The sequence below is a fragment of the Martinezella miluonensis genome, assembly GCF_900094545.1.
GTDB classification, from domain to species: domain Bacteria; phylum Pseudomonadota; class Alphaproteobacteria; order Rhizobiales; family Rhizobiaceae; genus Rhizobium; species Rhizobium miluonense.
In genome coordinates, this window is record NZ_FMAH01000096.1 from 1 (window position 1) to 2626 (window position 2626).

Genomic DNA, 2626 nt, shown 5'->3' on the forward strand with positions numbered 1-2626 from the left:
AGGTATCTTCACCTGAATAAAATAGGGTGTAAGAAGCGAACGCAGGGAACTGAAACATCTAAGTACCTGCAGGAAAGGACATCAACCGAGACTCCGCAAGTAGTGGCGAGCGAACGCGGACCAGGCCAGTGGCAATGAAGTTTAAAGTGGAAGAACCTGGAAAGGTTTGCCGTAGAGGGTGACAGCCCCGTACGCGTAGATAGCTTTATTGTCCTAGAGTAGGGCGGGACACGTGAAATCCTGTCTGAACATGGGGAGACCACTCTCCAAGCCTAAGTACTCGTGCATGACCGATAGCGAACCAGTACCGTGAGGGAAAGGTGAAAAGCACCCCGACAAGGGGAGTGAAATAGAACCTGAAACTGGATACCTACAAACAGTCGGAGCCCGCAAGGGTGACGGCGTACCTTTTGTATAATGGGTCAACGACTTAGTGTAACAAGCAAGCTTAAGCCGGTAGGTGTAGGCGAAGCGAAAGCGAGTCTGAATAGGGCGATATAGTTTGTTGCATTAGACCCGAAACCGAGTGATCTAGCCATGAGCAGGTTGAAGGTTGGGTAACACCAACTGGAGGACCGAACCCGCATCTGTTGCAATAGATTGGGATGACTTGTGGCTAGGGGTGAAAGGCCAATCAAACTCGGAAATAGCTGGTTCTCCGCGAAATCTATTTAGGTAGAGCGTCGAGCGAATACTCCCGGGGGTAGAGCACTGGATGGGCTATGGGGACTCACCGTCTTACTGATCCTAACCAAACTCCGAATACCGGGAAGTACTACTCGGCAGACACACGGCGGGTGCTAACGTCCGTCGTGAAAAGGGCAACAACCCTAACCTCCAGCTAAGGTCCCCAAGTCATGGCTAAGTGGGAAAGGATGTGAGGATCCCAAAACAACCAGGATGTTGGCTTAGAAGCAGCCATCATTTAAAGAAAGCGTAACAGCTCACTGGTCTAGTCAAGGGTCTTTGCGCCGAAAATGTAACGGGGCTGAAGCCATGCACCGAAGCTGAGGATGTGCAGTAATGCACGTGGTAGCGGAGCGTTCCGTAAGCCAGTGAAGGGATACCTGTGAGGGGTCCTGGAGGTATCGGAAGTGCGAATGTTGACATGAGTAACGATAAAGAGGGTGAGAGACCCTCTCGCCGAAAGACCAAGGGTTCCTGCTTAAAGTTAATCTGAGCAGGGTTAGCCGGCCCCTAAGACGAGGCGGACACGCGTAGTCGATGGGAACCACGTTAATATTCGTGGGCCTGGTGGTAGTGACGGATTGCTTAACTTGTTCACACTTATTGGATTGTGTGGGCGGGGACGCGGTTCCAGGAAATAGCTCCACCGTATAGACCGTACCCGAAACCGACACAGGTGGTCAGGTAGAGTATACCAAGGCGCTTGAGAGAACTATGTTGAAGGAACTCGGCAAATTGCACGCGTAACTTCGGAAGAAGCGTGACCCTTATGTACGCAAGTATGTGAGGGTGGCACAGACCAGGGGGTAGCGACTGTTTACCAAAAACACAGGGCTCTGCGAAGTCGCAAGACGACGTATAGGGTCTGACGCCTGCCCGGTGCTGGAAGGTTAAGAGGAGGGGTGCAAGCTCTGAATCGAAGCCCCAGTAAACGGCGGCCGTAACTATAACGGTCCTAAGGTAGCGAAATTCCTTGTCGGGTAAGTTCCGACCTGCACGAATGGCGTAACGACTTCCCCGCTGTCTCCAACATAGACTCAGTGAAATTGAATTCCCCGTGAAGATGCGGGGTTCCTGCGGTCAGACGGAAAGACCCCGTGCACCTTTACTATAGCTTTACACTGGCATTCGTGTCGGCATGTGTAGGATAGGTGGTAGGCTTTGAAGCAGGGACGCCAGTTCTTGTGGAGCCATCCTTGAAATACCACCCTTATCGTCATGGATGTCTAACCGCGGTCCGTTATCCGGATCCGGGACAGTGTATGGTGGGTAGTTTGACTGGGGCGGTCGCCTCCGAAAGAGTAACGGAGGCGCGCGATGGTGGGCTCAGACCGGTCGGAAATCGGTCGTCGAGTGCAATGGCATAAGCCCGCCTGACTGCGAGACTGACAAGTCGAGCAGAGACGAAAGTCGGTCATAGTGATCCGGTGGTCCCGCGTGGAAGGGCCATCGCTCAACGGATAAAAGGTACGCCGGGGATAACAGGCTGATGACCCCCAAGAGTCCATATCGACGGGGTTGTTTGGCACCTCGATGTCGGCTCATCGCATCCTGGGGCTGGAGCAGGTCCCAAGGGTTTGGCTGTTCGCCAATTAAAGCGGTACGTGAGCTGGGTTCAGAACGTCGTGAGACAGTTCGGTCCCTATCTGCCGTGGGTGTAGGAATATTGACAGGATCTGTCCCTAGTACGAGAGGACCGGGATGGACATATCTCTGGTGGACCTGTTGTCCTGCCAAGGGCATAGCAGGGTAGCTATATATGGAATGGATAACCGCTGAAGGCATCTAAGCGGGAAACCAACCTGAAAACGAGTGTTCCCTATCAGAGCCGTGGAAGACGACCACGTTGATAGGCCGGGTGTGGAAGTGCGGCAACGCATGAAGCTTACCGGTACTAATAGCTCGATTGGCTTGATCGTTCCCATTGCCAGTGCTCATC

1 rRNA gene is annotated in these 2626 nt (G+C 53.1%); it reads left to right on the plus strand.

Going from position 1 to position 2626, the window contains the following annotated elements:
• Window positions 1-2606: ribosomal RNA gene (locus GA0061102_RS32405) — 23S ribosomal RNA — on the plus strand; the annotation flags it as partial.
• Window positions 2607-2626: the final 20 nt, after the last annotated feature.